Source organism: Saccharothrix sabaoui (genome assembly GCF_051756985.1).
Lineage (GTDB): Bacteria > Actinomycetota > Actinomycetes > Mycobacteriales > Pseudonocardiaceae > Actinosynnema.
On the sequence record NZ_JBPKJK010000001.1, the window covers coordinates 157,437 to 183,783 of the forward strand.

Below are 26,347 nucleotides of genomic sequence, written 5' to 3' on the forward strand. Positions count from 1 at the left end.
AAGGGGGAAAAAGCGCTACCGGCCGGCGGAGTTGTGACGCAGCTCCACGACGGAGATGTCCGGCGGCGCGCCCACGCGCACCGGCGGCCCCCAGAACCCGGCGCCGTTGGACGTGTAGACCTGGGTGCCGTCGATCGTCTCCAGGCCGCTGCGCATCGGCTGCTGGAGCCCCACCGCCAGGTGGAACGGGAACATCTGCCCGCCGTGCGTGTGGCCCGACAGCTGGAGGTCCACGCCGTGCTTCGCGGCCTCCCGCACCTGCACCGGCTGGTGCGCCAGCAGCACGACGGGCGTGCTCGTGTCGCGGCCGTCGAGGGCGCGGGCGAAGTCGGGCGCGTCGCCGAAGCCCTCGCCCGTGACGTCGTTCACACCCGCCAGGTCGAACGTCGCGCCGGCCCGCTCGACGGTCAGCCGCTCGTTGCGCAGCGCGTTGACGCCGAGCCGCTCCACCTCGCCGATCCACTGCTCCGCGCCGGAGTAGTACTCGTGGTTGCCGGTGACGAAGAAGCTGCCGTGCGTGCTCACCAGGTCGCGCAGCGGGGCCGCCGCCTCGCCCAGCTCCTCGACCGAGCCGTCGACGAGGTCGCCGACGATCGCCACCAGGTCCACCTGCTGCTCGTTGATCAAGTGCACGATCCGCTCGGTGTGCGAGCGGCCCAGCAGCGGCCCCAGGTGGATGTCGCTGACCACCGCGATCCGGTAGCCCGACAGCCTCGGGTCCAGCTTCGCCAGCGCCACCGGGACGCGCTTCACCACCGGGGCGCCCAGTGCCTGCGTGGTCCCGTAACCGACGACGCCGACCGTGGCCACGCCGCTCGCGACCGCGAGGGACCGGGCCAGGAACAGCCGGCGGCCCTCGTCGACCTCCGGGGCCTCGGGCACCGGGTCGAGCAGGGCCTCGTCGGCGTCCACCGCCGCGTCCGGGGTCACGGCCGGCGCGCGGACCGCCGCCGCCACCCGGCCGCGCCGCGCCCGCCGCAGCAGCAGCGCCCGCGGCACCTCCAGCAGGCCCAGCACCAGCACGGAGTAGAAGGCGCACGCCAGCAGCACGAAGCCGGGCCACGCCACGAACGCGCCCACGCCGCCGGTCCGGGTCACCACCAGCGCGCCCATCACCAGCAGGTACGCCACCGCGACCGCGACCGTGCCGACCAGGCGCCCGCGACCGGGCCTGGTCGTGTCCCGCACGACCCGTTTCCAGGTGTAGTAGTGGAACGCGCCCATCACGACCGCGAGCAGCAGGAAGAAGAACAAGCCGAGCCTCCTGGGTGGTGGTGCACCCAGTTTCCACGAATCCCGAACTTCCCGTGCAACCCCCCGACCGCCCGCGTGCGTGACTACCCCGTACCGCGGGATGGGGAGGACGAATGAGTGATCGGGACACCGCGTTCGCGGAGTACTTCGCGGCGCGGTCCGAGGCCCTGCGCGGCACGGCGTACCTGCTGTGCGGCGACTGGCACCGGGCCGAGGACCTGGTCCAGACGACGTTCACGAAGTTGTACGTGGCCTGGAGGCGGATAACCCGGCACGACGCGCTCGACGCCTACGCCCGGCAGACCCTGGTGCGGACCTTCGTGTCCGAGCTGCGCCGGGGTTGGTTCCGCAGGGAACGGGTGAGCGGGGAGACCGCCGACGTGGCGGCCACCCCGAGCGGCTCGGCGGAGGACCGGCTGGTGCTGCTCGCGGCGCTGGCCCGGGTCCCGCCCAGGCAGCGCGCCGTCCTCGTGCTGCGGTACTGGGAGGACCTGTCGGTCGAGGAGACCGCCAGGGCGCTGGGTTGTTCGGAAGGAACCGTCAAGAGCCAGGCCGCGCGGGGGCTGCGGACGCTGCGCGGCCTGGTCAACCCCCGGCAGGGAGCGCAGGTGCGATGAACGAGCAGGAGTTGACGAGGGCGATGCGCGACGTCGTGGCGGCGAGCAGCCCGCCACCGCCGATGGACGCGCGGGCCGCGCTGGCCGCGGCGCGCCGGGCCGACCGCCGCCGCCGGACGACGTGGGGCGCCGGGGTCGCCGGCCTCGCCGTGGTGGGCATCGCGGTCGGCGCGGTCGTGGTGCCGTCCCTCGCGGGGGGCGGACCGGGCCCGGTGGAGGCGGCGCGGTCGTCCTCCGGAGCGCCGGCGGTCACCACCACGACCACCATGACCACCACCACGACCACCACCGGCACGGGCGTGCCCCCGACGGGGTCGACCGAGCGGCCGTGGCCCGACGGGCAGACCGACCGCACGGCGACCAGCGGCCCGCGGGCCGCCAAGGGCAGCGGCCTGCTGAACGCCCTCGCCGGGGCGCTGCCCGTCGGCTCGATCGCGCAGGAGAGGGGCGGCGCCGCACCGCGCACCCAGGCCCAGTTCCTCGACCACGCCGGCGACCTCCAGGTCTGGGAGTACCTGGTCGACGCCCCCGTGTCCGGGCAGGGCGGCGGGGCCGGCGTCGGCCGGGTGCTGGTCCGGGTCGAGACCAGGGGCAACACCGGGGTGCGGGAGCTGTCCGGCTGCGGCCTGGCCATCTCCGGGCCGTACCCCGTGGAGGGCACGGGCAGGTGCGACCTCGTCCGGGTCGACGGGGTGGAGGTGCCCGTGGTCACCGCCCAGGGCGCCGACGTCGACTTCGAGCAGACCGCGATCCACCGGCACGCCGACGGCACGCTCGTGGTCGTCGGCCAGTCGCGGCGCCACCCGGTCGCCGCGGGGCCCGCGCTCGCCGGGCCGCCGCTGACCCCGCAGCAGCTCGCCGGGGTCGCCGTCGACCCCGCGTTCCACCTGGACTGAGCGCACCCGGGAGGCCGGTGTGTCCGGCCTCCCAGGCTCGTCCGCACGGGTGTTCCGGCAGGTACCGTGCTGGTCGCCATGCGGACCCTGCTCATCGACAACCACGACTCGTTCACGTTCAACCTGTTCCAGCTCCTGGCCGAGGTGAACGGGCGCGAGCCGGTCGTCGTCACCAACGACGACCCGCGGTTCCGGCTGTCCGACCTGGCCTCGTTCGACAACGTGGTGGTCGGCCCCGGCCCCGGCCGCCCGCAGCGCGACGCCGACCTCGGCCTGGGCCGCGCCGTCGTCGAGCACGCCGACCTGCCGCTGCTCGGCGTCTGCCTCGGCCACCAGGCCCTGTGCCTCGCGCACGGCGCCGCCGTGGGGTTGGTCACGCCCCGGCACGGCGTCGTCGACCGGGTCCGCCACACCGGCGTCGACCTGTTCGCCGGCCTGCCGTCGCCCCTGGCCGTCGTCCGCTACCACTCGCTCGCCGTCTCCGACCTGCCCGCGTCCCTCGAACCGGTCGCGTGGTCCGCGTCGGACGACGTGCTGATGGCCGTGCGGCACCGCGAGCGCCCGCGGTGGGGCGTGCAGTTCCACCCCGAGTCGGTGTGCACCGAGCACGGCCGCGACCTGCTCGCGAACTTCCGCGACCTCACGTCGGCCGCCGCGCCGCACCCCGGCCCCGCGCCGCACTCCGCCCTCGCGCCCCCAGCCGTCCCGGACGCCGCTGCCGCCGCCTTCGCCGGTTCAGCCCGGGCCGTCCCCGCCCCCGGTGCCCCCGCCGCCCCCGCCGCCCCTGGTGCCCCTGCCGCCCCTGGCACCCCTGTCGCCCCCACGGTCCCCGCTGCCCCCGTGCGCGCCCCGGGCCGCGTCGTGCTGGTCCGCCGGGTCGAGGCCCACCCGCCGCCCGAGGCCGTGTTCGAGGCGCTCCACGGCGCCTCCCCGGACGCGTTCTGGCTCGACAGCAGCCTCCCCGGCGACCGGGGCCGCTTCTCCGTCATGGGCGACGCCTCCGGCCCGCTGGCCCGCGTGGCGACCTACGACGTGGGGGCGGGCGAGGTGACCGTCGACGGTGTGGCGCACCCCGGGCCGTTCCTGGACTGGCTGGAGGCCGACCTGGCGGAGTGGCGGGTCGAGCAGCCCGACGTCCCGTTCGACTTCGCCCTCGGCTGGGTCGGCTACCTCGGCTACGAGCTGAAGGCCGAATGCGGCGGTGACGCCGCCCACCGTTCGGAGCAGCCTGATGCGGCATTCGTGTTCGCCGACCGCGCGGTCGTTTTCGACCACCGATCGCGGTGCTGCCACCTGCTCGCGTTGACCGACGACGACGGCTGGTTGGACCGAACGGAGGCATTCCTGCGCGATTTCCCGGCGTCCCCGGACGGGCTCCCCGGGACGTCCCCGGAACGCCCCCGCGCGGACTCCGTCGAACTCCGCCACGGCCGCACGCAGTACCTCAAGCTCATCGCGGCCTGCCAGGAGGCCATCACGGCCGGCGAGAGCTACGAGGTGTGCCTGACGAACACCGTCACGTGGCGTGGCGCCCTCGACCCGTGGGACACCTACCGGTTCCTGCGTGCGGAAAGCCCCGCCCCGTTCGGAGCACTGCTCCGTTTCGGTGCGCTCTCCGTGCTCAGCACTTCACCCGAGCGGTTCATCCGGGTCGACCGACAGGGTGTCGTCGAATCCGAACCAATCAAGGGGACGCGACCGCGCGGGGCGACGGCGGAGGAGGACCGCGCTTTGCGGGGGGCCTTGGCCACCAGCGCGAAGGACCGGGCGGAGAACCTCATGATCGTGGACCTCGTGCGCAATGATCTGGGCCATTGCGCGGAAGTCGGCAGCGTCGGGGTGCCCAGGATCTTCGAGGTGGAGAGCTACGCGACCGTGCACCAGCTCGTCAGCACGGTTCGGGCCGGACTGCGTTCCGGCAGTACCGCCACCGGGGTGGTTAGGGCCGCCTTCCCGGGCGGGTCCATGACCGGCGCGCCCAAGATCCGGACAATGCAGATCATCGACGGCCTGGAAGCCGGGCCGCGCGGGGTCTACTCCGGGGCGCTCGGATACTTCTCACTGTCCGGAACGGCCGACTTCAGCATCGTCATCAGGACGCTGGTCGTGGACCGCGACAAGGTGAGTTTCGGGGTCGGGGGCGCCGTCATCGCCCTGTCCGACCCGGCGGAGGAATTCGAGGAGACCGCCGTGAAGGCGACCGCCCTGCTCAGGGTGCTCGGCCCGGGCTTCCCCGACCGCGCGTGACGTGACCTGCGGTTTCCCCTGCGGCAAGGGGTGACCCACCGCAGGGGAGAACGGTTGCCCCGCAGGTCAGGAGGCGTGCGCTTCCTGGAACTGCACGACCAGGCCCTGGGGAATGCGGCCTCGGTCGGAGATCTGGTGGCCCTGCGCCCGAGCCCAGTCGCGAATGGCCTGCGCCTGGGCCTTGTCACCAGCCTTTACCGTGCTCTTGCCGGTGCCCTTGCGCTGCTTGCGCCCACCCGCACGGCGTGCCTTGGCGACGAAGTCGGCCAGGGACTCGCGGAGCTTGTCCGCATTGTCCTTGGAGAGGTCGATGGAGTACTCCACTCCGTCCAGCGCGAAGGTCACGGTCTCGGCGGCTTCGCTGCCGTCGAGGTCGTCGATGAGTTGGACGACGGTCTGCTGTGCCACTGTTCCTCCGTGTGTGCTCGCATAGCGCGTGCTGCCCTCGACTTGTTCTGCGCCACACGCTTCGGGGGTCACCATAGTGCACGAGAGGAATATCGCCTAACCTTTCGGCGGGAAAATGTGACTAGATGCCCCCGGACGGGTCATTTCACGGGCTAAACCACACGGGCTGAAATGCGAGGCTGCCCGAACGCCCCCGTGGTGCCCGTCACACTCGGTCGAGTGGCCTATCCTGGGGTCCGGTACCCGCCCAGGGTAGGGAAGGTCGGGAGCGATGCACGGCTACACGGCGGACAAGGACGCGTACCTCAAGCGCCTCCGGCGCATCGAGGGACAGGTCCGCGGTCTCCAGCGCATGGTCGAGAACGACGAGTACTGCATCGACGTCCTGACCCAGATCTCCGCGGCCACCAAGGCACTCCAGGCGGTCTCCCTGGGACTGCTGGACGAGCACCTGAAGCACTGCGTCGCCCAGGCCGTCGCCGAGGGCGGTGAGGTGGCGGAGGAGAAGTTGGCCGAAGCCTCCGCCGCGATCACCCGCCTGGTGCGCTCCTGAGCGCGCCCCCGTGCCCGGTCGGGGCGCCCTGATCCAGTAGAGTGCTCCCGCCGGCCCCCGTAGCCCAATCGGCAGAGGCAGCGGACTCAAAATCCGTCCAGTGTGCGTTCGAGTCGCACCGGGGGCACGTACAGGTCGCACGTGCGCCGCCCGTCACCGGGCCGGCGCGGTTACCGCCCCCCTCGCACGACGCCGGTCCTCCACCGCGCCGTCCGCGTCGACGCCCCGGGAACGACACCGGCCCCCTCGCCACGTGGACGAGGGGGCCGAGTGCTTCCCGGTCAGGCCCGGCGCCAGAGGGCGGGGGCGTTCGGCGGCTCCCAGCCCGGCTGGGCGCGGTGCGCCTGGAGGCACGTGTACGCCGCGCCGCCGTGGGTCACGCGGTCTCCCGCCGCGTAGGTCGTGCCCGCCGCCCACGTGCCGCCGCCGGGCTGCGAGGTCGTCGTGGTCGTCGGGTTCGTGGGGCTCGTGCCCGGCACGGCCAGCACGAAGTCGAACGCGGCCGTGCGACCGGTCCCGTTGTCCTGCACGGTCATCAGCAGCCGCGGGTCGAACAGCGGGTCGGTGTTGTTGCGCGGCTCGTTCGGGAAGTACAGCTGCGTCGTCAGGACCGGCCGGCCGGGTGCCTGGACCTTCACGTGGAGGTGCCGCGTGCGGCCCGGGTAGAGGCCGGGGACGATCGTGGACAGGGTGAAGGCGCCCCGGGCGTCGGTGAACTGGTGGCCGCGGAACCGGTAACCGGTGTTGTCGTACACGCCGTTGGTGTCGGCCTGCCAGAAGTCCAGCAGCACGCCCGCGATCGGTTGGCACGCCAGGCCGAACACGTAGCCCGACACGGTGAGCCGCGTGCCCGGTCCGTCGAGCATCGTCGTGCGCGGGGGCGAGTTCGGCTTGAAGTAGGGACCTTCCATCTGCGGCGGGGTCGGGTCGTCGCCGTCGTCGCACTGCGGCGTCGGCTCCGGCGCGCCGCCCTCCGCACCGACGGTGCGGGCCAGCGCGGGCACGCCCATCAGGGCGACCGGCAGCGCGACACCGGCGGCGAGCGCGGCGCGCAGCACCGGGCGCCTGCCGAGCCGGCGGGCGTCCGCGTCGTCACCGGGGGTTGGTGCGTCCATGCTTGCTCCTCGTGGGACGTGGTGGCGCGGCGGCGGGACCACCCGAACCTACGAAGGCGGGCGGGGCGCGGACGAGGGACGCAACCGGCCCGTCGTGGTGATCCTCGCGGGCGCCGTTGCCGCTCATCCCCGCTGTGAACGGCGGAACCCGCCGGGGCTCGTCCCCGTCTCGCGCCGGAAGAAGCGGCAGAAGTACGCCGGGTCGCCGAACCCGACGCGCCCGGCGACCTGCCGCACGCTGAGGTCCGTCCGCGCCAGCAGCCGCTTCGCCTCCCGGACCCGCGCCTCGCGCACCAGCTGCGACGGCGTCCGCCCGGTGGCGGCCTTCACCGCTTCGGTCAGGTGGCCCGGCGTCACGCCGATCCGCTCCGCGTACGCCCGCACGGACCACGTCCCCCGCTCGACGCGCCCCAGCAGCCGGGCGAACTCCCCGGCCACGGCGCCGGTGGGGGAGGGCGACGCGGCGGGCGTCGCGGGCAGCCGGGTCGCCCGCACCACCAGCACGTGCAGCAGCGCCCGCAGCACCGACTCCTCGCCGCCCCGCCGGTGCTCCTCGTCCAGCTCGGCGACCAGCCGCCCGATCGGCCCGGGGTCGTCCAGCGTCAGCCACGGCCGCGCGCTCAGCCGGCGCAGCAGGTCGCGGTCGGCCGGGTGGTCGAGCAGGAAGTCGTCGGTGAACAGCACCACGAACCCGTCGAGGTCGCGCGCCCCGTCCCAGTGGTGCACCTGGCCGGGCGCGATGACGCACAGGTGCGGCGGCTCCAGCTCCCACCGCGCGAGGTCCACGACGTGCGCCCCCGTGCCGCCGGTGACGTAGACGATCTCGTGGAAGGTGTGCCGGTGCGGGAACGACGCCCGCGACATCGGGCCGATGGTGTCGAACGTGCCCACGGCGAACGGCGCCCCGGCCACCTCCAGCCGGTGCACCGGCGGCGCGCCCCGGCTCGGCGCGTCGCAGGGGGTTCCGGGCAACACGGTGGTGCCGCGCATGGGCCGCCGTCCTCTCGGGTCCGGGGCGGCGGCCACGTCCACCCTGGCACGCGCGGCGACGCGGTGGGAACGCGGGGTTCCGGGTCGATCACCGGTGCCGCGCCGGTCGCCGCCCCGCCCTCGCGAGCCGCTGGACTCCGACACCGTCCGGGGCTCCGGCGAGGGCTCCAACGAGGCCGGCGGGGGTCGGTCGGGGGCGCGGCGTGGTGGACTGCGTGCGTGACCACCGCCCCGCTCTGGCGCCGGCCGCTGCACCAGCGCGTCCACCGGCTCGCCGTCACCGACGACGCCGTGGTCGTCCACGAGCGCGGCACCCGCCTGGTGCGCGTGGCCCCGGGCTCGGGCGCGGCCACCTGGGACGTGCCGGTCGGGCCGTGGCCGCGCGAGCTGGTCGTGGCCGGTGACCGGTGCCTGGTCCTGCCCGCGACCCCGTCGTGCCTGCTGTGCCTGGACCTCGCCACCGGCCGGGTGGTGTGGCGGGCCGACGTGGGCGACTGCACCGGGAACCTCGTGGTGGCCGGTGGCGCGGTGCTGGTCGGCGGGTGGCGCGGCTACACGCCGGTGCTCGCGTTCGACCTGGCGACCGGTCGGCCGCTGTGGCGCGACGACCGGCCGGCCACCCGGCCCCTGGCGGTGGGCGACGCGGTCGTGCTCGGCGACCCCGGCGGCGACTCGGTCCGGTCGGTGGGCGCGCGCGACGGCGCCACCCGCGTCCGCTGGACCCTGCCCGGCCCGCTGCCCACCGGCGACGGCGCGGTGTTCGCGCGGGTCGGCGCGGACGTCGTGGCCCGGTGCGGGCGCGACCTGCTCGCGTGGCTCGCGCCCGACGGCGGCCCCACCCCGGTCCGGCTGCCCGGCGACCCGCTGCCCGTCGCGCCGGTCGTGCTCGGCGACCTGCTGTGGCAGCCGGAGCGGCACGGCTGCACCGTGCTCCACGCGCGCGACGGCGAGGTGGCCTGGCGGTTCGACCCGGGCGCGCCCGTCACGTCCGTGCTGCCGCACCGAGGCGTGCACCTGGTCGCCGCCGGCACCGTCCACTCCGTGGGGCCGGGCGGGCGCGTGCTCGGGCGCACGTGGCCCGGTGAGCGCGTCACCGCCCTGCACCGGCTCGGTGACGACGTGCTCGTGGTGGGGCGCGGTGCCCTGGCGCGCCTGCACGGCCCTTGGGCCGCCTCGCCGGACCCTCAGGTCGTCCGGTAGGACCTCGTGGCGCGGGCCACCGTCACCCCGGGGTGCGCGACCGGTGAGGCGAGCGGCCCGGACCGCGGCCCTTCCGACCCGCCGAGCAGGACCCCGGTCAGCGAGCCGCGCTCGTCGGCCATCGCCCGCGCGATGTCGGCCAGCTCGTCGCCGATCACCGGCGCGGCGCCCGGGTCCGCGCCCCGCTCCGGGTCCGCGTCCCGGTCCGCGCGCACGGCGCCCAGCACGGCCCGGCGCAGCAGCTCCTTGATGAAGGACGCCGTCACGCCCTCCGTGGCCTCGACCACCGGCCCGAGGTCGGCGGTCAGCTCCACGTCCCGCCCGTACAGCTCCAGCAGCCTGCGCCGACCGTCCGCGTCGGGCCGCGGCACCTCCACCGCCAGGTCCACCCGGCCCGGCCGGTCGGCGAGGGCCCGCTCCAGGTCGTCCGCGCGGTTCGTGGTGAGCACGAACGTCACGTCCGCGTCCGCGCCGATGCCGTCCATGGCCTCCAGCAGCGCGAACAGCAGCGGGTTCGTGCCCGCGCCGGGCATCCCGCGGTCCATCGCGACCAGGTCCACGTCCTCGACCACCACCATCGACGGCTGGAGCCGCCTGGCCAGCCCCGCCGCCTCGCTGATCAGCCGCAGCGACGCGCCGGTCAGCACGATCACCGTCGTGTCCCGCAGCCGGCTCATCAGGTAGCGGACGGTGTGCGTCTTGCCGGTGCCGGGCGGGCCGTGCAGCAGCAGCCCGCGCTTGAGGTGCTGCCCGGCGGCGAGCAGCCGTTCCGAGTGCTCGGCGATGCCCACCACGTGCTGCTCGACGGTCTCCAGCACCCCGTCCGGCAGCACGACCGCGTCCGCGCCCAGCGAGGGGCGGGGCAGGAACGTCACCAGCTCGTTGCCCCGGTGCTCGCTCCAGCCGAACGACAGCACCTGGCCGCGGAACACGTCGTGCTCGCGCATCAACCGCTCCACCTCGGCCCCGACCGCGCGGGCCGCCGCCCGGTCCGCGGCGAGCACCTCCAACCGGCACGCGGGAGGTCCGAACTCGTGCCCGCCGCGCACCCCGACGAACACCGGCGTCCCGTCCGGCGCGGTGGTCGGCACCAGCCCCACCTGCACCACGTCGACGCTCTCGTCGGGCCCGGCGGCGGCGGTCGCGTAGTCGGCGGACCCGAGCCCGTACGCCTGCCCGTGCCGTGCGGCGAGGAGCATCCCGAGGATGTCCTCGTGCCCCCGGTGCTGGCCGCTCACCCCGAACCACGCGGCGTCGGGCGAGCGGGCCGCCAGGTAGGCGTCCACGCCGCGCTGGAGGTTGACGTGCTCCCACACCGGGAACCGCGTGGCGACCGACAACACCTGCGCCGGCTCGCAGCCCAGGTGGTCGCGCACGCGCGCCATCAGCGGAGCGGCCTCCCCGCCCTCCTCGACGAGCGTCGCGGTCAGGTTCAGCAGTCGCCTCAGGCTGGCCGCGAGCGCCTTGGCGTCGTCCCCGTTCAGTTCGTCCCCCATCCAGCCATGATGCACGGCTGGCAACCGCCTGTCTGTTGCCGGACGCCGCTGACAGGTGGCAACTGTCAGCGGGCGACCGCGCTCGCACGTCTGGGGAGCTCGACGGTGTGGGCCCGGGGACCCCAAGCCCTACCCGATCGATGAATCCTGCGGCAGGGCTTCCAAACGGCGGCGCACGTAGGCGAGATCCAGCGAGCAGTGCTTCGCGATCAGTTCGTGCTGCCGCTTCTGCCGCTCCTCCACCTCCGCCTCGTCAGTGGCGTACACGACGATCAGTGGCTTGGACGGCGCGACCACCGCGTTGTTGACGGCCGCCCACAGCAGATCTCTGAAGGTGCGTGGCCTGCCCCAGCAGACGTACCGCTCCCGCGTCCGATCAGTGACAACGCAATGCATGGGTTTTTCCCCGGTGGAACCGACCTTGATCTTCCACGATCCACCGAGCAACTCGGTGACGAACTCATCGGGGGGCGACAGTCTTTTCATGGCGTACGCGGCGTAGGAACCGAAGTTCTCCAACGCTCGGGCGTACTCCTTGAGCGGACCGTCCTTGAGCCAGACGCGCATGCCCTCAGCTGTGTAGTAGTCCGCCAGTTCACCACCGATCGCCTCGTCCTCCACCCAGCGGGTGTAGTAGGCGGTCCGCTCACGAGCGGAAACCGCCTCCCAGTCCAGCGAGCCGATCTGGCGGTAGAGCTCACGGATGACGGCGTCCTTGATCTCCTTCGGCATCACGATTTCGGGCATGCGTCCCCCTTGGCTTCAGCGCTGGTTCGCGGAACGACCCAACGTGGTGACGATCCGGTCCACGACGGTGGCCGTGTCCTCGTGCTCCCAGCACCGGATCACCGTCCACCCCTGCTGGACGAGGGCCTCGTTGGTCTCGGCATCGCGTCGTTTGTTGTCGACGATCTTCGTTCCCCAGAAAGCGGAGTTCTTCCTCGCCGGACGGTGGTGTTCCGGACAGCCGTGCCAGAAGCAGCCGTCCACGAAGATCGCCAACCGCTCCTTGAAGAAGACGATGTCCGCGGTGCGCCTCAGCTCCGGCAATGGCCGTGTCGATACCCGGTACCGGAGACCTTGGGCGTGGAGGGCGGCGCGCAGTCGGAGTTCGGGGCCGGTGTCCCGTCCGCGATTGCCCTTCATCGAAGCCCGCACCTCGTGAGAAGACGCCCATGACTCGCGGGGAAGCGTCTCTTCCCGCGCGATCCCCATGGCACGGGCCTTCTCCCAGCCTTCGGTGAGGTTGGCCGACCGGGTGCCGTGCTCGACCACGCCGAGGGACCTCGAAACCGTGCGACCGCGATCGCTCCACCGCAGGTAGGCGCGGACGACACCGGTCGCCTCCGACGCCTTGAGCATGACAGAGCCTCGGGTGGTCCGTCCGGCCCCCAGATCCACGAGGCGTCGATGAGCGCCGCCCGCGGTCCTGTCCTGCTCTGCCTCGACCAGTGCTCTGGATCTACCTGGTTTCGCTTTCCAAGCACGTGCGGGCAGACGGCTCACGATCGTTTCTCGGCGTCGTCGAGTACCGTCGCCACGGCTTTCGCAAATACTTCGCCGAGCAAGACCGGAACAGCGTTGCCGAGTTGTCGCATCTGCTCTCCGCGCGGGCCGCAGAGCTTCCACGAATCAGGGAAGGTCATCACGCGGGCTGTTTCGCGGACTGTCATGTACCGGTGCCGGTAGGGGTACGTTTTTTTAGCCTTCTCGGCTACTGGATCGACAGGTTCGTTTTTGTCGACAGGAGTGTCGGTCAACATCACCGATTCGCCACCCGGAACGCCGTGGACGCCTGCCTTCACCGTCTTCGCGGGCCGGTCGAGAAAATTCGGCGTATGTCCGGCGTAGAATCGAGCATCCGGCCAGCCGATGTGCTCCTCGGGCATGTCATCGTGCTGCTGCCGGTCCAGCCGATCCCACGGAACATCCGGGAGGGGATCGTTTCCCTGGGTCCCCGCCAAGGCATCCCGCAGGGTCCTCCAGGGCTTCAGCCCTTCTGAATCGTGCTCGAACGGAAGAACGGGTTGCAGTGCCTTCATGACGTTTTTTATCACGTGGTCCGGTACGTCGGCTCGACCCGCGACGTTCCTGTGACGTTCCCAGTACTCGCCCGACTTCATCGAGTGGAGGAGTTCTCGCTCGGAGTGGGTGGGCCTGACCGCCTGCTGCAGCAAATCCATATCGATGTCGATGTCGCCTCTGAAACCGACGACGATGATGCGGTTTCGGATCTGCGGCACGCCGTAGTCGGCTGCATTCACTGGAAATGTGAAAACCTGGTACCGCTCGACGGACTTGACGTCACCGCGCTGTTCCTTGGCCTTGAGGATCGCGTCGTGCTGGAGCCAACTGGCTTCAGGGTCGCGCTCTTCGAAGGGGAACATCAACTCACGGGTGATATAATCGAAGTAGGGTTTGAACGAAGGGCGGAGGAGACCTCGAACGTTCTCGCAGATGAATGCTTTCGGCTTGATCTCCCGGATGGCGCGGAACATCTCGGGGAACATGTTCCGCTTGTCCTCGTCCCCCTTCGCCACACCGCCCAGGCTGAACGGCTGACACGGAGGGCCGCCGGCGAGGAGGTCGACGGCACCTTCCAGGTAGCCCATCTTGAGGTCGCGGACGTCGCCGCGCACCAGGGGAGGCTTCTCGCCCGGCTCTGGGATGCGCTCCTCCTCGCCTCGCGAGGTGGCGCCGTTCTGCTCAAGGGTGTCGCAGGCGTACTTGACGAACTCGTTGAGCAGCAACGGTCGGAAACCCGAGCGTTCGACGGCCATCGCTAGGCCCCCACCGCCCGCGAACAGCTCCACCGATGTGCGTCCCGGCAGATCCGGTTCAGCCGACATGCGCGGGAGCCTACCGCGTCGCACGCCGACCGACCCGCGAGGCGGGGATGTCGTCCGTCTCGCGGTAAGTGGAGATCGGGTCACGCGTCAACGATGGCGTACAAGGGCTTTTCGCGAACGACCACCTGGTACACCACGGGCCGACGATCGGCGGGGAGCGCACCTTCTGGTAGCTGGAGCATGAGTGCCATGACCAACCTGGTCGGGTAGCCATCTGTCGCGAGGTCGCCGTCGAGCTCGTTCTTGTTCATCACCGGGTAGATGATCACGCCACCCGAGGTCGACTTCCTGCCCGGCATGTCGTTGAGCGCCTTGCGATGCGCGCTTTCGGCGTTGCCGCGAATGCTCTGGCCTCCGCCGGTGGTCCGACCGTGGACGGTGAACTTGTCGATCCCGCGGATGTCCACCCGTTTACCCGTCTTCTGCTGTGGGAGCACGATGTCCCACCGGTCGATGATCTCCTCGGGCAGGCTCGCGAGCCAGGCCAAATCCGGGACGAACGTCTCAGATGTCGCCCACTCCAAGGCTCCCAAGGCGGACAGCATCTCGTGGTGGGGCACCTCCCCGAGGAAGGCTTCGAAGGTCCGGCCTCCGCCGGCGAGGTATGTAACGTCTCGCGCGGCCTTCAGCAGGGGGACGAGAGCGTCGATGTTGCGGTCGAGGGCAGCTTGGTTGGTCAACAGTGGGTACCCCGAGCTCGGCTCCTTGGTGGGGGTGCGCCGCTGCACCAACCTGGCGTTGTACATCTTGTTCGCCGCGGTCGGCCGGAGACCGTGCCGGGTCACCAGCGGAGGGATGTCCTCCGGGGTGAACAGCGGGCGGCCGTCCACCATGACGGCGTACTGGCGCAGTTCTGCCCTGAAGTGCTCCTCGTCCCGGCACGCGGCCTCGAACGCATCCCGGACGTCACAGCTGATGAACAGCCGGACCAGGTCCCGGTACCCCCTGCGGAAGCCGAACCACCTCCCCATCTGCATCAGGGCCTCGGCGTGCCCGACCTTCCGGGAGTAGTAGGTGATCGTGAGTCCTTCGACGGTGAACCCGCGGGCGAGTTTGTTGCCTCCCACGAGAACGCGCCACACGGACCTCTTGTCGAAGTCCAGGTCCTCCTGCTCGATGTCCTTGTCGCTGTTCACGACGAGGACCGGATTCCCGTTGGGCGCGATCCGGCGGGCGGCTTCACCGAGGAACCGCGTCAGGTCCTCGAACCGAGGAGGCATCGGGTAGTTCAGCGCGAGTGCCTCCGCCACCGGTGCGAAGTCCTCCTCGAAGAGGGTCCGCAACCTGCGGTGGGCACGTCCACTCAGGTAGCCGGCCGCTCTCCAGAGGTCCTGGATGGTTTCGGCGCGGGACCGCTGACCAGCTGTCCGCATCGTCTCGTGCACCAGCATCGTGTGGTGCTTGAACGGCTTGGCACCCTCGGCTTCGCGGTACAGCTTGATGGCCGCGGTGAGGACGAACGAGTCGAGAGCCGCCTGGAGCTCGGTGTCGTCCTCCTCCTGGTGCTCGTCCAACAGGCGGAGGTGCGCCATCTCCTTCGAGTTGCGGAAATCCCGTCCGATGTCGGGGTCGATGTCGAGGTCGAGGAAGTCCTCGGCGCCCATGTAGCCGAGCGGCCGTTCCAGGGAGATGAGGTAGTCCTTGGGGAAGATGTCCTCCGCGTCCGTCGGATCGACGAAGACGTTCGCGAAGGGGGTGGCCGTGTAGCCGATGTACTGCGCGCGGGGGAGCAGTTTGAGCAGGTTGGACAGGTGCTTGTTGATGGCTGTCCGGTTCTTCTCGTCCTCGCGCCACTTCTTGGGGTCGGTCGTGTTGACCGACGCCTGGTCGGACTCGTCGTCGATGATCAACGCGGGGATGTTCTCGAGCCGGTCCGCGGTGTTCTTCAAGTCCTTGACGAGGTTGCTGAGCACCGTGGCGTTCTTCTTCACGATGATCAGGCGGGCATCGCTGGTGAACAGGTTGTCCGGGTGCCACAACGGCTTGGTGCGGTCCCGGCGCTCGATCTCCAGCGCTGATCGGCCCTGCTGGAGGCGTCGGTAGTCGAATCGGCGGTTCGTCATCCGGTGGATGTCCGGCCTGCCGATCTGGGACGGCCACGCGCCGTGTCGGACGAAGCGGTCGGCGACCCAGTCCTCGTCGTCGAGGTAGTCGATGAACTGGGCCGCGTCCGGGTCGTGCTCGTCGGTGCCGCGCAGGATGTTCTCGCGGCCGACCAGCTCCATGTCCACCCGGCGCTGAGTCTGTTCGCGCAGAATGTTGGTGGTACCGGTCATCACGATGACGAGGCGGTACCCGGCGTCGACGGCCTTCGCGATCACGCCGGTGAAGTTGGCGGTCTTGCCGCTCTGCACGTATCCGACGACCAGGCCCTTGGTCTGCCCCGCCTTGGCCCGGGACGGGTCGATCAGTCGCTCGACGACACGTGTGGTGGCCATGTCGAGGTTGACGATCGCGTCGGCGTCCCAGTGACGCTGGTTGTGCAGGTAGTCGGCGTAGTGTCCCCAGTAGAAGTCGCGGGCCTTCTTGACCTCGTCGGTGTACCACGGTTCCCACGGGCCCGCGATGACCGTTGTGCCGTCGCCCTTGGCGAGCGGGAAGCGGTGCGCGATCTTTGCCGCAGTTTCGGTGTCGAGCCGCAGAGCCTCGATCACCCGTGTCCGGCGCTCCTCGGTGTTCGGCTCGGTGCCATTGGTCCACGGGTTGCCCTCGACCGGGGCGTTGTCCCACTTCGCGAGGTTCATGTGCAGGTCGAGGCACAACTTGTCGTTGGGATCGGCGATCGCGAGGTGTTCTCGCAGCCGCGCTTCTGATACGTCGAGGCCGGGCTCCAGGTCATCGGCCTCCAACTCGGCACGCTTGACCAGACCTCGCGGCGTGTCGCCCTCCATGGCGCGCAGGGCGCTGGTGTACGCCCGGACGAACGAGGTGATCATGCCCATCCTTCGAAGTCGCAGGCGTTCCGGATGATCTCCGGTTTGTCGTGCGGGTCCGTGTAACCGTCGAGGTCGATTCGGTAGCGGATCGTCGGGATGCGGTCGATGACCACGCCCCGATCCCGCAGGTCGTCCGGTGTGAGGCGCGGGAAGGAGCCGGTGACGTGATAACCCAGGCTGGTCGACCGTCGGGTCCAGCGGGTCGTCAGGTGTTCCCGGTGTTCCTCACGCCAGCCGACGTGCGAAAGCACGCTCTCGAAGTGATCCCGGTGAACGTCCGAGCCGAGCCGGGCGTGGATCGTGTCGACGAGGTCGGGCAAGCTCGTCCCGGTTCCGGCGCCCGCCGAGGTGAGCTGGTGCGAGACCAGCCAGAGAGGACGACTCACCTTGGGGACCAGTTGGGTGAGCGACTCGATCCAGTGTGTTCTCGATTCCAAGGTAGTCGTCTTGACCTCGATATCGAGATCGGGAAGTCCGAAGTCGTGTTCCTCCGCGAGGCTTCCACGCCATGCCTCGACCGCCTTCGCGGCACCGAGCCGGTCGACCAGGCCACCAAGGACCAGCAACTCGCCGAACAGGCCGATCTCGCGCTCCCGTGACAGCGAATCGGGTGTCCGCAAAAGGGACGACATCCGATCGAGGGTCGCACGAAGTGCGCGAGCGGGCGTCATGCTGTCCAGTTGCACGTGATCCGCCACGGAGCAGAGGAGCGGATAGGCGTCGTGGAAGAGTTCCGGCGCTGTTACGACGACTTCGAAGAAGCGTTTTCCGTCACGCAGGGCGATCTGTGCGGCGATGTTGTGCAGATGGGTTTCGGGGGCGTCACCATGGTCGGTGACCTCGACCCGCAGGCCCAATTCCGGCACGCGTGGCTCGATGAAGACGAATATCGGCGGCGTGCCGGTGACCGAAAGCGTGACGGGTACTCCGCCGTCGAGCATTCGGTCGAAGTTCGCGACGGAAACGTGGCGCTCATCGATCGGGTTCTTCGCCGTCACTGGCGTTCGGCCCTCGCCGCGGCCGTCAGGATCGTTTGCCACAGCGCGATGTTGTCCTTGTCCTTCGGTCCGAGGTGACTGCCTTCGAAAACGTTGGAGACCAGCAGGTAGAGCAGCGACTTCAGCAGGGGCAGGTCGTTCAGGCCGCCGTGCTTGCCGCCGAGCAGCATCTTCCGGTAGCGCTTGTTGAGCCACATCGTCCGCCGGTCGCGGTCGACGCGGAAGAAGAGGTCGTCGGCGAAGTTCTCCCAGCGGATGTCGATGGGCTCCTCACCGGACTTCTCCGGGATCTCGCGCTTGATCGTGTCGCGGACTCGGGGCGGTAGCCCCGCGGCCGGGTGGACCATCGGCGTCCGCTTGGTCGAGCGCTTCGTCGACTCCTTGTACACCGCCTCCGCCAAGTCGAAGTACTCATCGAGGCTGAGACCGTCGTCCGACCTGGCCAAGGCCGCCAATCGGGCGAACTCCGGCCCTACGTTCACCCGCGACTTCTCCGGGTTCATCCTGAACAGGCCGACCACGTCGTTGTCGATGTCCACTTCGACGCGCGCCAGTCGGAGTTTCGGGTTGGGCGCGTGGACACCTTCCCAGCCGCCTGCCTGCAGGAGGCGGTCCCGGCGGTAGAAGTAGAGCCCTTGGTGGTTGACCGGATTTCCGGTCAGTTGGAACGAAGGGTTTCCTGATTGACCTGGCCACAGGTGGCACCGGAAGGTCAGCTTCAGGCCGTCGGCCTCGGCCGTGAGGGTCCGCGGGAAGTCCGGTCGACCAGAGCGCGCGTAGCCGAACGGGTTCAGCGGTGTGACCGGGATCGGTGGTCCCACGAAGCCCGTGTCGATCTCGTGGACGTCGAAATCGACGCTCAAGCGGTCTCGTTCGAGAAATCGGTGGAAAACCATGCCGATGTGCTGACAGGCGCTGGTGATCATGTGATCGATGAACTCGTCGACTCGACGCGGATCGTCGGTGGCGGGAAAACCCCTCACGTCGTCCCACCGGACCACGGTTCCGCTACCGTCGAGTTCGATGCCCCAATCCCGCACCAGTTCCGACTCGGCGAACTCGCGAGGGACCACATCGCAGGCAAAGCCTCGATCACTGCCGGCGTCCAAGCGCCAGCGCCTTCCGACTGCTTCGTGGTCAGCCGCTCTCGACATCACGGTCAAATTCCTGGCCTGGCTGAACGACGCGGCCTTGAGGCCCAACCCGAAGTGGCCGAGATCGCCATCACCGTACGCCCGTCGCCCGCCCACGGTCATCGCGGAGTCGATCACATCCGGCCGCATGCCGCGACCGTTGTCGACCACGTAGAGCGAGGTCAGTCGTTCGCCGACCTTGACGATCCGGATCAGGACCTGGGTCGCGTCCGCGTCGATCGAGTTGTCGACCAGGTCGGCGAGAGCGGTCGACAGTGAGTGGTTGCGACCGATGGCGTCCATTGCCCGTGGGTCGGGCGGCAGGTCGATGCTGCCCTCGGTCGGTACGGTCAAGCTCCACTCGCCCACAGGCCACCCCTGCTTCATCGGTTCCGCGGCCCGCCGTTCTCGAGGGCCGCGCTGTGTCCGATATACCTGGCGACAGGTGTTTCGTTACCTGATGTTACCGAGACGGGGTCGACAGCGCCGGATGCGCCACATCGGGATGAAGCCGTCGTGATGTCGTGACCGGTGGGGCGGTGGCCAATGCGCTGTGCCGCCCGGTTGCGCCACTGGAGCAGGTCACGACGAGTTGTTTCCCGAACCGAGGCCCTGTCCTCGCTTCGCACCACCTCGACGCACTCCTTCTTGAACCGGGGCCGCGACCTCCAGCATCAGGCTCTTGGACGTCTTTGGGTCCAGGGCAGCGGTCATGCTTGCTCTCGCCGCGCCCCTCATGGAGCAGCGTCGGGCCGGCGGCCCTGATCAGCTGGTGAGGGCGGCGTGCGCCGCGATAGAGGGCTGAACCGCTCCGGAGCCGTGGGCACAGGACCGTCGGAGGGGTCGGTTAGGATCGCGCGATGGCTTCGCAAGAGGTGCTGCGGAGGATCTTCGGGTACGAGACCTTCCGCGGGGACCAGCAGGAGATCGTCGACCACGTCATCGGGGGCGGCGACGCGCTGGTGCTCATGCCCACCGGTGGTGGGAAGTCCTTGTGCTACCAGATTCCCTCCATCGTGCGCGAGGGGACCGGCGTCGTCATCTCGCCGCTCATCGCGCTGATGCAGGACCAGGTCGACGCGTTGCGCGACCTGGGCGTGCGGGCCGGGTTCCTCAACTCCACGCAGTTCCCCGACGAACGCGCGCTGGTCGAGGCGGAGTTCCTGCGCGGTGAGCTGGACCTGCTCTACCTCGCCCCCGAGCGGCTGCGGACGGAGCAGACGTCGCGGTTGCTGGAGCGCGGCAAGGTGTCGCTGTTCGCGATCGACGAGGCGCACTGCGTGTCGCAGTGGGGCCACGACTTCCGGCCCGAGTACCTGGCCCTGTCGCACCTGCACGAGCGGTGGCCCGACGTGCCGCGCATCGCGCTCACCGCGACCGCCACGAAGACCACCCACGCCGAGATCGCCGAACGGCTGGACCTCGGTGGCGCCAAGCACTTCGTGGCCAGCTTCGACCGGCCCAACATCCAGTACCGGATCGTGCCCAAGAACGAGCCGAAGAAGCAGCTGCTGGAGCTGATCCGCACCGAGCACGCGGGCGACGCGGGCATCGTCTACTGCCTGTCGCGCAACTCCGTCGAGAAGACCGCGGAGTTCCTGGTGCAGAACGGCGTCGCCGCCCTGCCCTACCACGCGGGCCTGGAGTCGGGCGTGCGCGCGAAGAACCAGTCCCGGTTCCTGCGCGAGGACGGCCTGGTCATGGTCGCCACCATCGCGTTCGGCATGGGCATCGACAAGCCCGACGTCCGGTTCGTCGCCCACCTCGACCTGCCGAAGTCCGTCGAGGGCTACTATCAGGAGACCGGCCGCGCGGGCCGCGACGGGCTGCCGTCCACCGCCTGGCTCGCCTACGGCCTCCAGGACGTCGTGCAGCAGCGCAAGATGATCGACGACTCCGAGGGCGACCAGCAGCACCGGCGCAAGCTCATGGCGCACCTCGACGCGATGCTCGCGCTGTGCGAGACGGTCGAGTGCCGCCGCGTGCAGCTGCTGGAGTACTTCGGCCAGCCGGGCACGCCGTGCGGCAACTGCGACACGTGCCTGAACCCGCCGGAGACGTGGGACGGCACCGTGCCCGCGCAGAAGGTCCTGTCCACGGTCGTGCGGCTGCGCAACGAGCGGCGGCAGAAGTTCGGCGCGGGCCAGGCGATCGACATCCTGCTCGGCCGCAAGACCGCGAAGGTCATCCAGCACGACCACGACCAGCTCAAGGTCTTCGGCATCGGCACCGAGCTGAACGAGAGCGGCTGGCGCGGCGTCGTCCGCCAGCTCCTCGCGCAGGGCCTCCTCGCGGTCGAGGGCGAGTACTCCACGCTCGTCACCACCCCCGCCAGCGACGAGGTGCTGTTCAACGGCCGTAAGGTGCTGATGCGCCGCGAACCCGAGCGCGCCGCCAAGGTCCGCACGGCCAAGAGCACCGCGAAGACCGCCGCACCGCAGGTCGAGCTGACGGCCGAGGCCACCCCGGTGTTCGAGAAGCTGCGGGCGTGGCGCGCCGCGACGGCCAAGGAGCAGGGCGTCCCCGCCTACGTGATCTTCCACGACGCGACGCTGCGGCAGATCGCGTCCTCCGGCCCGACGAGCCTGGCCGAGCTGGGCACCGTCAACGGGGTGGGTGAGAACAAGCTGGCCAAGTACGGGCAGCAGATCCTGGACGAGCTGAGCGCGTGACCGAGCTCCCGTTCACCGACCTGCGCGCCGACTGCTCCCGCTGCACCGGCCTGTGCTGCGTGATCCCGGCGTTCGGGAAGTCCCACGACTTCGCGATCGACAAGCCGGCGCGCACCCCGTGCCCCAACCTGGGCGGCGACTCCCGGTGCGGCATCCACGCCGAGCTGCGTCCGCGCGGCTTCGCCGGCTGCACGGTGTACGACTGCTTCGGCGCGGGCCAGCGCGTCACGCAGCTGACGTTCGGCGGCGCGACCTGGCGCGACGACCCGTCGACGGCGCGGCGCGTGTTCGACGTGTTCCCGGTGGTGCGGCAGCTGCACGAGCTGCTCTGGTACCTGACCGACGCGCTGCGCCTCGCCCCCGCCCGCGCGCTGCACGCCGACCTGGCCGACCTCCGCGCGACCGTGGACGGCCTGGCCGGCGGCACCCCGGAGGAGCTGCTGGCGCTCGACGTCGGCCCGCACTGGGCCCGCGCGAACGACCTGCTGCTGCGGGCCAGCGAACTCGTGCGCGGACGCGGGCGCGGGAAGAACCGGCGGGGCGCGGACCTGGTCGGCAAGGACCTGCGCGGCGCGAAGATGAGGGCCTCCACGCTGCGCGGCGCGTACCTCATCGGCGCGGACCTGCGGGGCGCGGACCTGCGGCTGGTCGACTTCATCGGCGCCGACCTGCGCGGCGCGGACCTCGGTGGCGCCGACCTGACCGGCGCGTTCTTCCTCACCCAGGCCCAGGTCGACGCGGCCCGCGGCGACGGGACGACGAAGCTTCCGGACGGCCTGCGCCCGCCCGCCCACTGGGACCTGCGTCGGCCGACGTAGGGACGCGAGCCGCCCCCGGGCGGACGCGGTGACGGGGCCGCACCGGACACGCTGTCGGGCATGGACCCGTGGAGGATGAAACCCGCCCCGCGCAAGGCGTGGCTGCTGCTGCACGTCGTCTCGTCCGTCGGGTGGCTCGGCGTCACGGTGGGGTTGCTGGCGCTGGCGCTGGCCGCGTTCGACGCGCCGCAGCTCTACCGGGCCATGGCGCTGCTGGGGGACGTCGTCGTGCTGCCGCTTGCGCTGACCGCGCTGGCGACCGGCCTGCTGCTGTCGTTCGGCACGAGGTGGGGCCTGGTGCGGCACCGGTGGGTGCTGGTGAAGTTCGTGCTGACCGCCGTGGCGGTGACCGCGACGACGTTCGGCCTGCGCGGGACCCTGCACGACGCCGCCGACGGCGACCCGGGCACGGCGGGGGCGGGTGCGTTGTCGGCGGCGTGCGTGTCGTTGGTGCTCTACCTGGTCGCGACGGCGCTGTCGGTGTTCAAGCCGTGGGGGCGGACCCGCTGGGGCCGCTCGTGAGCCCGCTCCGCCTGCGCCGCACGGTCGCGGCCAGCTCGACCGGGTCGCACGCGGCGAGGTGGTCGCGGACCAGTTCGTGCGGGAAGCGGTGCTCGTCGACCAGCAGCACGCGGTCGCGGGCGACCTGGATGAGAGCCCCCCGGCGCACCGGGAACTCGTCGAGCGCGAGCGGGCGGGCGAGCAGTTCGGCGACCACGTGCCAGGGGCGGTTCGCGAGGGGCGTGACGGCCAGCCCGAGCAGCAGCCCGGTGGCCGGCGCGAGAGCGGCGGGCTGCACGGCGGCACCGGTGAGCGCGGCGAGCCCCGCGCCGACCAGACCCGCCACCGGTAACCAGCGCACACCCCCGGTGGGCCGGGCGCCCACCCCCGACCACACCCCGCCGAGCCCGCCCACGAACACCCCGACCACCGCGCCCGCGGCGACCCCGGTGCCGAGCCCGCCCAGCACGGCGTGCGGACCGGTCAGCACCATGACCCCGGCCGGCACGACCGCGCACGCCACCGCCCAGTACCGGTCGTGCGTGCTCCAGTAGGCGACCAGCAGCGAGACCACGACGACGAGCCCGAACCCGATCGCCGCGGGCCACCGCGCGACGAGGGAGCCGACCCACCCGCCGAGCACCGCGACGCCGCCGGTGAGCACGGCACCGGCCGCGAAACCGGTCACCGCCCACCTGACGCCGCGCCACCCGACGCCGTACCGGCGGACACCGAGTCGGCGGATACCGCGCCACCCGACGCCGTACCGGCGGACACCGAGTCGGCGGATACCGCGCCACCGGACGCCGGCCCGATGGTCGTCATGCTGCGCAGGAGTCCCCGCCAGGGGGTCCCCTGATTCCATTCTGCCCGAGAGGTCCGACGAACCCGGGCCGTCTGTGTCCGGCCTGTGGACAACCGCCCGGTCGTCCGCCGGCGCGGGAACGACCGGCGCGGGATCAGCCGCCCCGAGTTCGGTCCCGCCGTCAGTCCCGCCGCCCTCGGTCCCGCCGCCGTCAGCCCTGCCGAGGTCGGTCCCGCCCTCGGTCCCGCCCACCTCCACCGGGAACGAACTGCGCGGCACCAGCAGGGTCGCCACCGCCGCGAACGCCGCCGCCGTCAGGCCGAACCCGACCCCGACCGCGAAGCACAGCGCCACCGCCGCCCCCGCCAGCGCACCCGGCGCCGCCCGCCGGAAGAGCCGCCACACCGGCTCGGCCCCCACGAAGTCCAACCACACCCGGCGCGGCGGCAGGGTGGGGCTCACCGCCAGGTCGCCGCGCCGCCGCGCGATCCGGGCCAGGAAGCGCAGCGCCCGGACCACGCGCTCCGGCCGCGCCCCGCCCCGCGCCGCCGACTCGACCAGGTAGGTCTCGACCACGCCCCGGTACTCGGCGCGCCCCGCCCGGTAGGCCAGGGCCAGCAGGCCGAACGCGAGCGGCGTGCGCAGGTCGTCCCACAGGTCCGGGTCCTTGGTCAGCGCCTCCTGGAGGCCGTCGAGGCGCGGGCCGCACGCGGTGATCAGGTCGGTCACGTCCGCCCGCCGCAGGGGGGCGACGCGCGCCACGTCGTGGCCGGGCAGGCCCGCGACCCCTGCCGAGGCGCACAGCACGAGCTGCGGCGCGCGCAGGGCGGCGATCCGGTCCAGGCACGCGCTCCGCTCCGGTCCGGCCAGGTCGTCGAGGCCGTCGAGCAGCAGGGCGAGGTTGTGGTCGCGCAGCCACGTCCGGCCGAGCCGCACGCCGATCCGGTACCGCGCCGCCAGTTCGCGCAGCAGCCACTCGCCGAAGTCGTCGTCCTGCCGCCACGCGCCCAGCTCGACCACCACCGGCACCGGGCGGCCGGGGTCGTCGCGCGCCCGCACCACCAGCGTGGCCGCCAGCTCCAGCAGCAGCGTCGTCTTGCCCGCGCCCGGTTCGCCGACCACGACCAGCGGCGCGCGCAGCCGCACGGGCAGGCGCGGCCCGACGCGCGGCACGACGCCGAGCTTCAGCCGGACCTGCTCGGCCAGCGAGGTGTCCAGGCGCTCGCGCACGAACCGCTCCACCGCGTCCAGCGCCGCCGCCCGGTTCGCGGGGTGCGCGGGCCGCCGCTCCAGCAGCCGGGCGCGCAGCGGGTCCCACGCCGCCAGGCACGCGGTGGTCGCGGTGAGCACGGCCAGCGCGGGCCACAGCCAGGCCGCCCACGACCCGAGCACGCGGGGCGCGGAGCCGCCGGTGGCGGTGTTCACGGCGATGGGCACGAGCACGAGGCAGGTGACGCTCCCCGCGCCGATCAGGGCGACCAGGCGGGATGCGCGCGCGAGCCCTCGGGTGTCCATGTCGCGAACGACGGTAACGGCGTTCGCGACGCGGTGGTAGGCGAGTTCCCGTGGTCAGGGGGTCACGAAGGGTCACCCCTGAGGAAGTCGACCAGCAGCCGGTTCACCGCGTCCGGCTGCTCCAGGTACCCGTAGTGGCCGGCGTCGGCCACCTCCTCGTACCGCGCGCCGGGGATCGCGTCGGCCACCTCGCGCGCGAGGTGCGGCGGCAGCCGGCGGTCGTCGGCGAACCCCACCACGAGGCACGGCGCGGTGATGCCCCGGTAGGCGTCGAGGCGGTCGTCGTACTCGTCGAGCTGCATCTGGGCGCGCACGCCCTTGCCGACCACCTGCCCGGTGAACTCCAGGACGTCGAGCCAGTCGCGGGCGGCCACCGGGTCGCGCAGCGTCGCGGGGGACAGGTTGAGCACCGCGTTCAGCGCCGCGTGGTAGGCGGGCGGCAGGACGACGCCCTGGTCGTGCAGGGCGCGTTCGCCCCGGGACAGGGCGAGCTGGAGCGGGTCGTTGCGCCCGGCGGTGCCGAGCAGCACCGCCCGCGACACGAGGTCCGGCCGGGCCAGCGCCAGCTCCTGGACCACGAGCGCGCCCAGGGAGGTGCCGACGAGGTGCGCCGGCGCGCCCAGCAGCTCCACGAGGGCGGCGGTGTCGCCGACCAGGTCCTCGACCCGCATCCCCGACGGGCACTCGTCGGTCGGCGGGATGCCCCGGTTGTCGAAGGTGGCGACCCGGAACCCGGCGGCGCGCAGCGCGGGCACCTGGTGCGCCTGCCACACCCGACCGGGGCTCCCGGAGCCCATGACGAGGACGACGAGGTCGCCCTCGCCGTCCACCCGGTAGCTGAGGTTGATCCCGTTGAGCGCGACGACCGGCATGGTCGGCAGGCTAGCGCGGACCGCGCGCGGCCCACTCGATCGCCGGGCAGCGGTCCATGACCACGTCCAGGCCCGCCGCGGTGGCCCGCTCATAGGCGGCCTCGTCGACGACGTCGAGCTGGAACCACACGGCCTTCGCGCCGATCTCGACGGCCTGGTCGGCGAACGCGCCCGCCGCCTCGGACCGGCGGAACACGTCGACCACGTCCACCGGGAACGGGATGTCGGCCAGCGAGGCGTAGCCCTGCTCGCCGTGCACGGTCTCGGCGTCGGGGTGCACGGGCACGACCCGCTTGCCGTGCTGCTGGAGGAAGCGGGCCACGCCGTAGGCGGCGCGGCTCGGCGAGGAGGACAGGCCGACGACGGCCCACGTGTCGCCGTTCGCGAGGACGCGGCGGATCTTCTCGGGGTCGCCCCACGGTTCGGTCATGCCACCAGGGTAGGACCCCTGCACATGAACCTCTTTCGCGTT

General features: G+C 71.5%; 22 protein-coding genes and 1 tRNA gene. 9 read left to right on the top strand and 14 right to left on the bottom strand.

All coding sequences use genetic code 11. The features are described 5' to 3' along the window. Positions 1-15 precede the first annotated feature (15 nt). Positions 16-1,254: a metallophosphoesterase gene (locus ACR807_RS00530; RefSeq protein WP_438919142.1), complete on the bottom strand. Its 1,239-nt coding sequence runs from the start codon at positions 1,252-1,254 to the stop codon at positions 16-18. 113 nt (positions 1,255-1,367) lie between these two features. Here ACR807_RS00530 and ACR807_RS00535 point away from each other — a divergent pair, with 113 nt between their 5' ends. The 3 genes from ACR807_RS00535 to pabB all read left to right on the top strand — a co-directional run bounded on the left by ACR807_RS00535 (position 1,368) and on the right by pabB (position 5,014). Then, positions 1,368-1,871, top strand: coding sequence for a SigE family RNA polymerase sigma factor (locus ACR807_RS00535; RefSeq protein WP_438919143.1), 504 nt, complete (start codon positions 1,368-1,370; stop codon positions 1,869-1,871). Continuing rightward, positions 1,868-2,767 (top strand): hypothetical protein, encoded by a 900-nt coding sequence (locus ACR807_RS00540; RefSeq protein ID WP_438919144.1) that lies wholly within the window; start codon positions 1,868-1,870, stop codon positions 2,765-2,767. Before ACR807_RS00535 ends, ACR807_RS00540 begins: the two co-directional genes overlap by 4 nt. Positions 2,768-2,845: 78 nt before the next feature. Continuing rightward, a complete protein-coding gene (pabB, locus tag ACR807_RS00545; RefSeq protein ID WP_438919145.1) occupies positions 2,846-5,014 on the top strand; it encodes an aminodeoxychorismate synthase component I in 2,169 nt (722 codons plus the stop codon). Between the two features lie 66 nt (positions 5,015-5,080). Here the strand turns inward: pabB and ACR807_RS00550 are convergent, their stop codons facing one another. Next, entirely contained in the window at positions 5,081-5,422 is a 342-nt protein-coding gene (locus tag ACR807_RS00550; RefSeq protein ID WP_015104119.1) for a histone-like nucleoid-structuring protein Lsr2, read from the bottom strand. Positions 5,423-5,693: 271 nt separating this feature from the next. On the opposite strand from ACR807_RS00550, the gene ACR807_RS00555 reads away from it, so the two are divergent. Both ACR807_RS00555 and ACR807_RS00560 read left to right on the top strand, forming a co-directional pair. Next, complete coding sequence (locus tag ACR807_RS00555) at positions 5,694-5,975, top strand: metal-sensitive transcriptional regulator (RefSeq protein ID WP_438919146.1); 282 nt, start codon at positions 5,694-5,696, stop codon at positions 5,973-5,975. Positions 5,976-6,028: 53 nt separating this feature from the next. Beyond that, a tRNA-Leu gene (locus ACR807_RS00560) sits at positions 6,029-6,102 on the top strand. Between the two features lie 154 nt (positions 6,103-6,256). On the opposite strand, the gene ACR807_RS00565 is transcribed toward ACR807_RS00560, so the two are convergent. Both ACR807_RS00565 and ACR807_RS00570 read right to left on the bottom strand, forming a co-directional pair. Then, positions 6,257-7,090: a dioxygenase family protein gene (locus tag ACR807_RS00565; protein ID WP_438919147.1), complete on the bottom strand. Its 834-nt coding sequence runs from the start codon at positions 7,088-7,090 to the stop codon at positions 6,257-6,259. A gap of 123 nt (positions 7,091-7,213) precedes the next feature. Then, a complete protein-coding gene (locus tag ACR807_RS00570; protein WP_438919148.1) occupies positions 7,214-8,080 on the bottom strand; it encodes a helix-turn-helix domain-containing protein in 867 nt (288 codons plus the stop codon). A gap of 219 nt (positions 8,081-8,299) precedes the next feature. Here ACR807_RS00570 and ACR807_RS00575 point away from each other — a divergent pair, with 219 nt between their 5' ends. Further along, on the top strand, positions 8,300-9,280 hold the full coding sequence (locus ACR807_RS00575; protein ID WP_438919149.1) for an outer membrane protein assembly factor BamB family protein: 981 nt from the start codon (positions 8,300-8,302) through the stop codon (positions 9,278-9,280). On the opposite strand, the gene ACR807_RS00580 is transcribed toward ACR807_RS00575, so the two are convergent. The 7 genes from ACR807_RS00580 to ACR807_RS00610 form a co-directional block, all read right to left on the bottom strand. Continuing rightward, on the bottom strand, positions 9,265-10,776 hold the full coding sequence (locus ACR807_RS00580) for an AAA family ATPase (protein WP_438919150.1): 1,512 nt from the start codon (positions 10,774-10,776) through the stop codon (positions 9,265-9,267). The two genes, ACR807_RS00575 and ACR807_RS00580, sit on opposite strands and share 16 nt — an antisense overlap. 129 nt (positions 10,777-10,905) lie before the next feature. Beyond that, on the bottom strand, positions 10,906-11,523 hold the full coding sequence (locus tag ACR807_RS00585; RefSeq protein ID WP_438919151.1) for a hypothetical protein: 618 nt from the start codon (positions 11,521-11,523) through the stop codon (positions 10,906-10,908). 15 nt (positions 11,524-11,538) lie between these two features. Beyond that, complete coding sequence (locus ACR807_RS00590) at positions 11,539-12,138, bottom strand: very short patch repair endonuclease (protein WP_438919152.1); 600 nt, start codon at positions 12,136-12,138, stop codon at positions 11,539-11,541. Positions 12,139-12,278: 140 nt separating this feature from the next. Continuing rightward, complete coding sequence (locus tag ACR807_RS00595; protein ID WP_438919153.1) at positions 12,279-13,625, bottom strand: DNA cytosine methyltransferase; 1,347 nt, start codon at positions 13,623-13,625, stop codon at positions 12,279-12,281. Positions 13,626-13,705: 80 nt separating this feature from the next. Then, positions 13,706-16,561, bottom strand: coding sequence for a Z1 domain-containing protein (locus ACR807_RS00600; RefSeq protein ID WP_438919154.1), 2,856 nt, complete (start codon positions 16,559-16,561; stop codon positions 13,706-13,708). Further along, positions 16,558-17,601, bottom strand: a complete 1,044-nt coding sequence (locus tag ACR807_RS00605) for a PD-(D/E)XK motif protein (RefSeq protein ID WP_438919155.1) — start codon at positions 17,599-17,601, stop codon at positions 16,558-16,560. Before ACR807_RS00605 ends, ACR807_RS00600 begins: the two co-directional genes overlap by 4 nt. Then, positions 17,556-19,046 (bottom strand): ATP-binding protein, encoded by a 1,491-nt coding sequence (locus ACR807_RS00610; protein ID WP_438919156.1) that lies wholly within the window; start codon positions 19,044-19,046, stop codon positions 17,556-17,558. Before ACR807_RS00610 ends, ACR807_RS00605 begins: the two co-directional genes overlap by 46 nt. 506 nt (positions 19,047-19,552) lie before the next feature. On the opposite strand from ACR807_RS00610, the gene recQ reads away from it, so the two are divergent. From recQ to ACR807_RS00625, 3 genes are read left to right on the top strand one after another with little or no spacing between them, the layout of a single operon-like run. Then, positions 19,553-21,364: a DNA helicase RecQ gene (gene recQ / locus ACR807_RS00615; protein ID WP_438919157.1), complete on the top strand. Its 1,812-nt coding sequence runs from the start codon at positions 19,553-19,555 to the stop codon at positions 21,362-21,364. Then, entirely contained in the window at positions 21,361-22,182 is an 822-nt protein-coding gene (locus tag ACR807_RS00620; RefSeq protein WP_438919158.1) for a pentapeptide repeat-containing protein, read from the top strand. Before recQ ends, ACR807_RS00620 begins: the two co-directional genes overlap by 4 nt. Positions 22,183-22,242: 60 nt before the next feature. Further along, positions 22,243-22,704, top strand: a complete 462-nt coding sequence (locus ACR807_RS00625) for a hypothetical protein (RefSeq protein ID WP_438919159.1) — start codon at positions 22,243-22,245, stop codon at positions 22,702-22,704. Here ACR807_RS00625 and ACR807_RS00630 read toward each other — a convergent pair. The 3 genes from ACR807_RS00630 to ACR807_RS00640 all read right to left on the bottom strand — a co-directional run bounded on the left by ACR807_RS00630 (position 22,667) and on the right by ACR807_RS00640 (position 26,305). Further along, positions 22,667-25,003 carry an NACHT domain-containing protein gene (locus tag ACR807_RS00630; protein ID WP_438919160.1) on the bottom strand — a complete coding sequence of 779 codons (2,337 nt, stop codon included), beginning with the start codon at positions 25,001-25,003 and terminating at the stop codon, positions 22,667-22,669. The two genes, ACR807_RS00625 and ACR807_RS00630, sit on opposite strands and share 38 nt — an antisense overlap. Before the next feature lie 62 nt (positions 25,004-25,065). Next, entirely contained in the window at positions 25,066-25,875 is an 810-nt protein-coding gene (locus ACR807_RS00635) for an alpha/beta fold hydrolase (RefSeq protein WP_438919161.1), read from the bottom strand. 10 nt (positions 25,876-25,885) lie between these two features. Further along, complete coding sequence (locus ACR807_RS00640) at positions 25,886-26,305, bottom strand: CoA-binding protein (RefSeq protein ID WP_438919162.1); 420 nt, start codon at positions 26,303-26,305, stop codon at positions 25,886-25,888. Positions 26,306-26,347: the final 42 nt, after the last annotated feature.

What these genes read in the sequence shown, in the direction of transcription:
- ACR807_RS00535 (WP_438919143.1), top strand. Translation starts at nt 1,368, where the DNA reads ATGAGTGATCGGGACACCGCGTTCGCGGAGTACTTCGCGGCGCGGTCC.
- ACR807_RS00540 (WP_438919144.1), top strand. Translation starts at nt 1,868, where the DNA reads ATGAACGAGCAGGAGTTGACGAGGGCGATGCGCGACGTCGTGGCGGCG.
- pabB (WP_438919145.1), top strand. Translation starts at nt 2,846, where the DNA reads ATGCGGACCCTGCTCATCGACAACCACGACTCGTTCACGTTCAACCTG.
- ACR807_RS00555 (WP_438919146.1), top strand. Translation starts at nt 5,694, where the DNA reads ATGCACGGCTACACGGCGGACAAGGACGCGTACCTCAAGCGCCTCCGG.
- ACR807_RS00565 (WP_438919147.1), bottom strand. Translation starts at nt 7,090, where the DNA reads ATGGACGCACCAACCCCCGGTGACGACGCGGACGCCCGCCGGCTCGGC.
- ACR807_RS00570 (WP_438919148.1), bottom strand. Translation starts at nt 8,080, where the DNA reads ATGCGCGGCACCACCGTGTTGCCCGGAACCCCCTGCGACGCGCCGAGC.
- ACR807_RS00580 (WP_438919150.1), bottom strand. Translation starts at nt 10,776, where the DNA reads ATGGGGGACGAACTGAACGGGGACGACGCCAAGGCGCTCGCGGCCAGC.
- ACR807_RS00585 (WP_438919151.1), bottom strand. Translation starts at nt 11,523, where the DNA reads ATGCCCGAAATCGTGATGCCGAAGGAGATCAAGGACGCCGTCATCCGT.
- ACR807_RS00590 (WP_438919152.1), bottom strand. Translation starts at nt 12,138, where the DNA reads ATGCTCAAGGCGTCGGAGGCGACCGGTGTCGTCCGCGCCTACCTGCGG.
- ACR807_RS00595 (WP_438919153.1), bottom strand. Translation starts at nt 13,625, where the DNA reads ATGTCGGCTGAACCGGATCTGCCGGGACGCACATCGGTGGAGCTGTTC.
- ACR807_RS00600 (WP_438919154.1), bottom strand. Translation starts at nt 16,561, where the DNA reads ATGATCACCTCGTTCGTCCGGGCGTACACCAGCGCCCTGCGCGCCATG.
- recQ (WP_438919157.1), top strand. Translation starts at nt 19,553, where the DNA reads ATGGCTTCGCAAGAGGTGCTGCGGAGGATCTTCGGGTACGAGACCTTC.
- ACR807_RS00625 (WP_438919159.1), top strand. Translation starts at nt 22,243, where the DNA reads ATGGACCCGTGGAGGATGAAACCCGCCCCGCGCAAGGCGTGGCTGCTG.
- ACR807_RS00630 (WP_438919160.1), bottom strand. Translation starts at nt 25,003, where the DNA reads ATGGACACCCGAGGGCTCGCGCGCGCATCCCGCCTGGTCGCCCTGATC.
- ACR807_RS00635 (WP_438919161.1), bottom strand. Translation starts at nt 25,875, where the DNA reads ATGCCGGTCGTCGCGCTCAACGGGATCAACCTCAGCTACCGGGTGGAC.
- ACR807_RS00640 (WP_438919162.1), bottom strand. Translation starts at nt 26,305, where the DNA reads ATGACCGAACCGTGGGGCGACCCCGAGAAGATCCGCCGCGTCCTCGCG.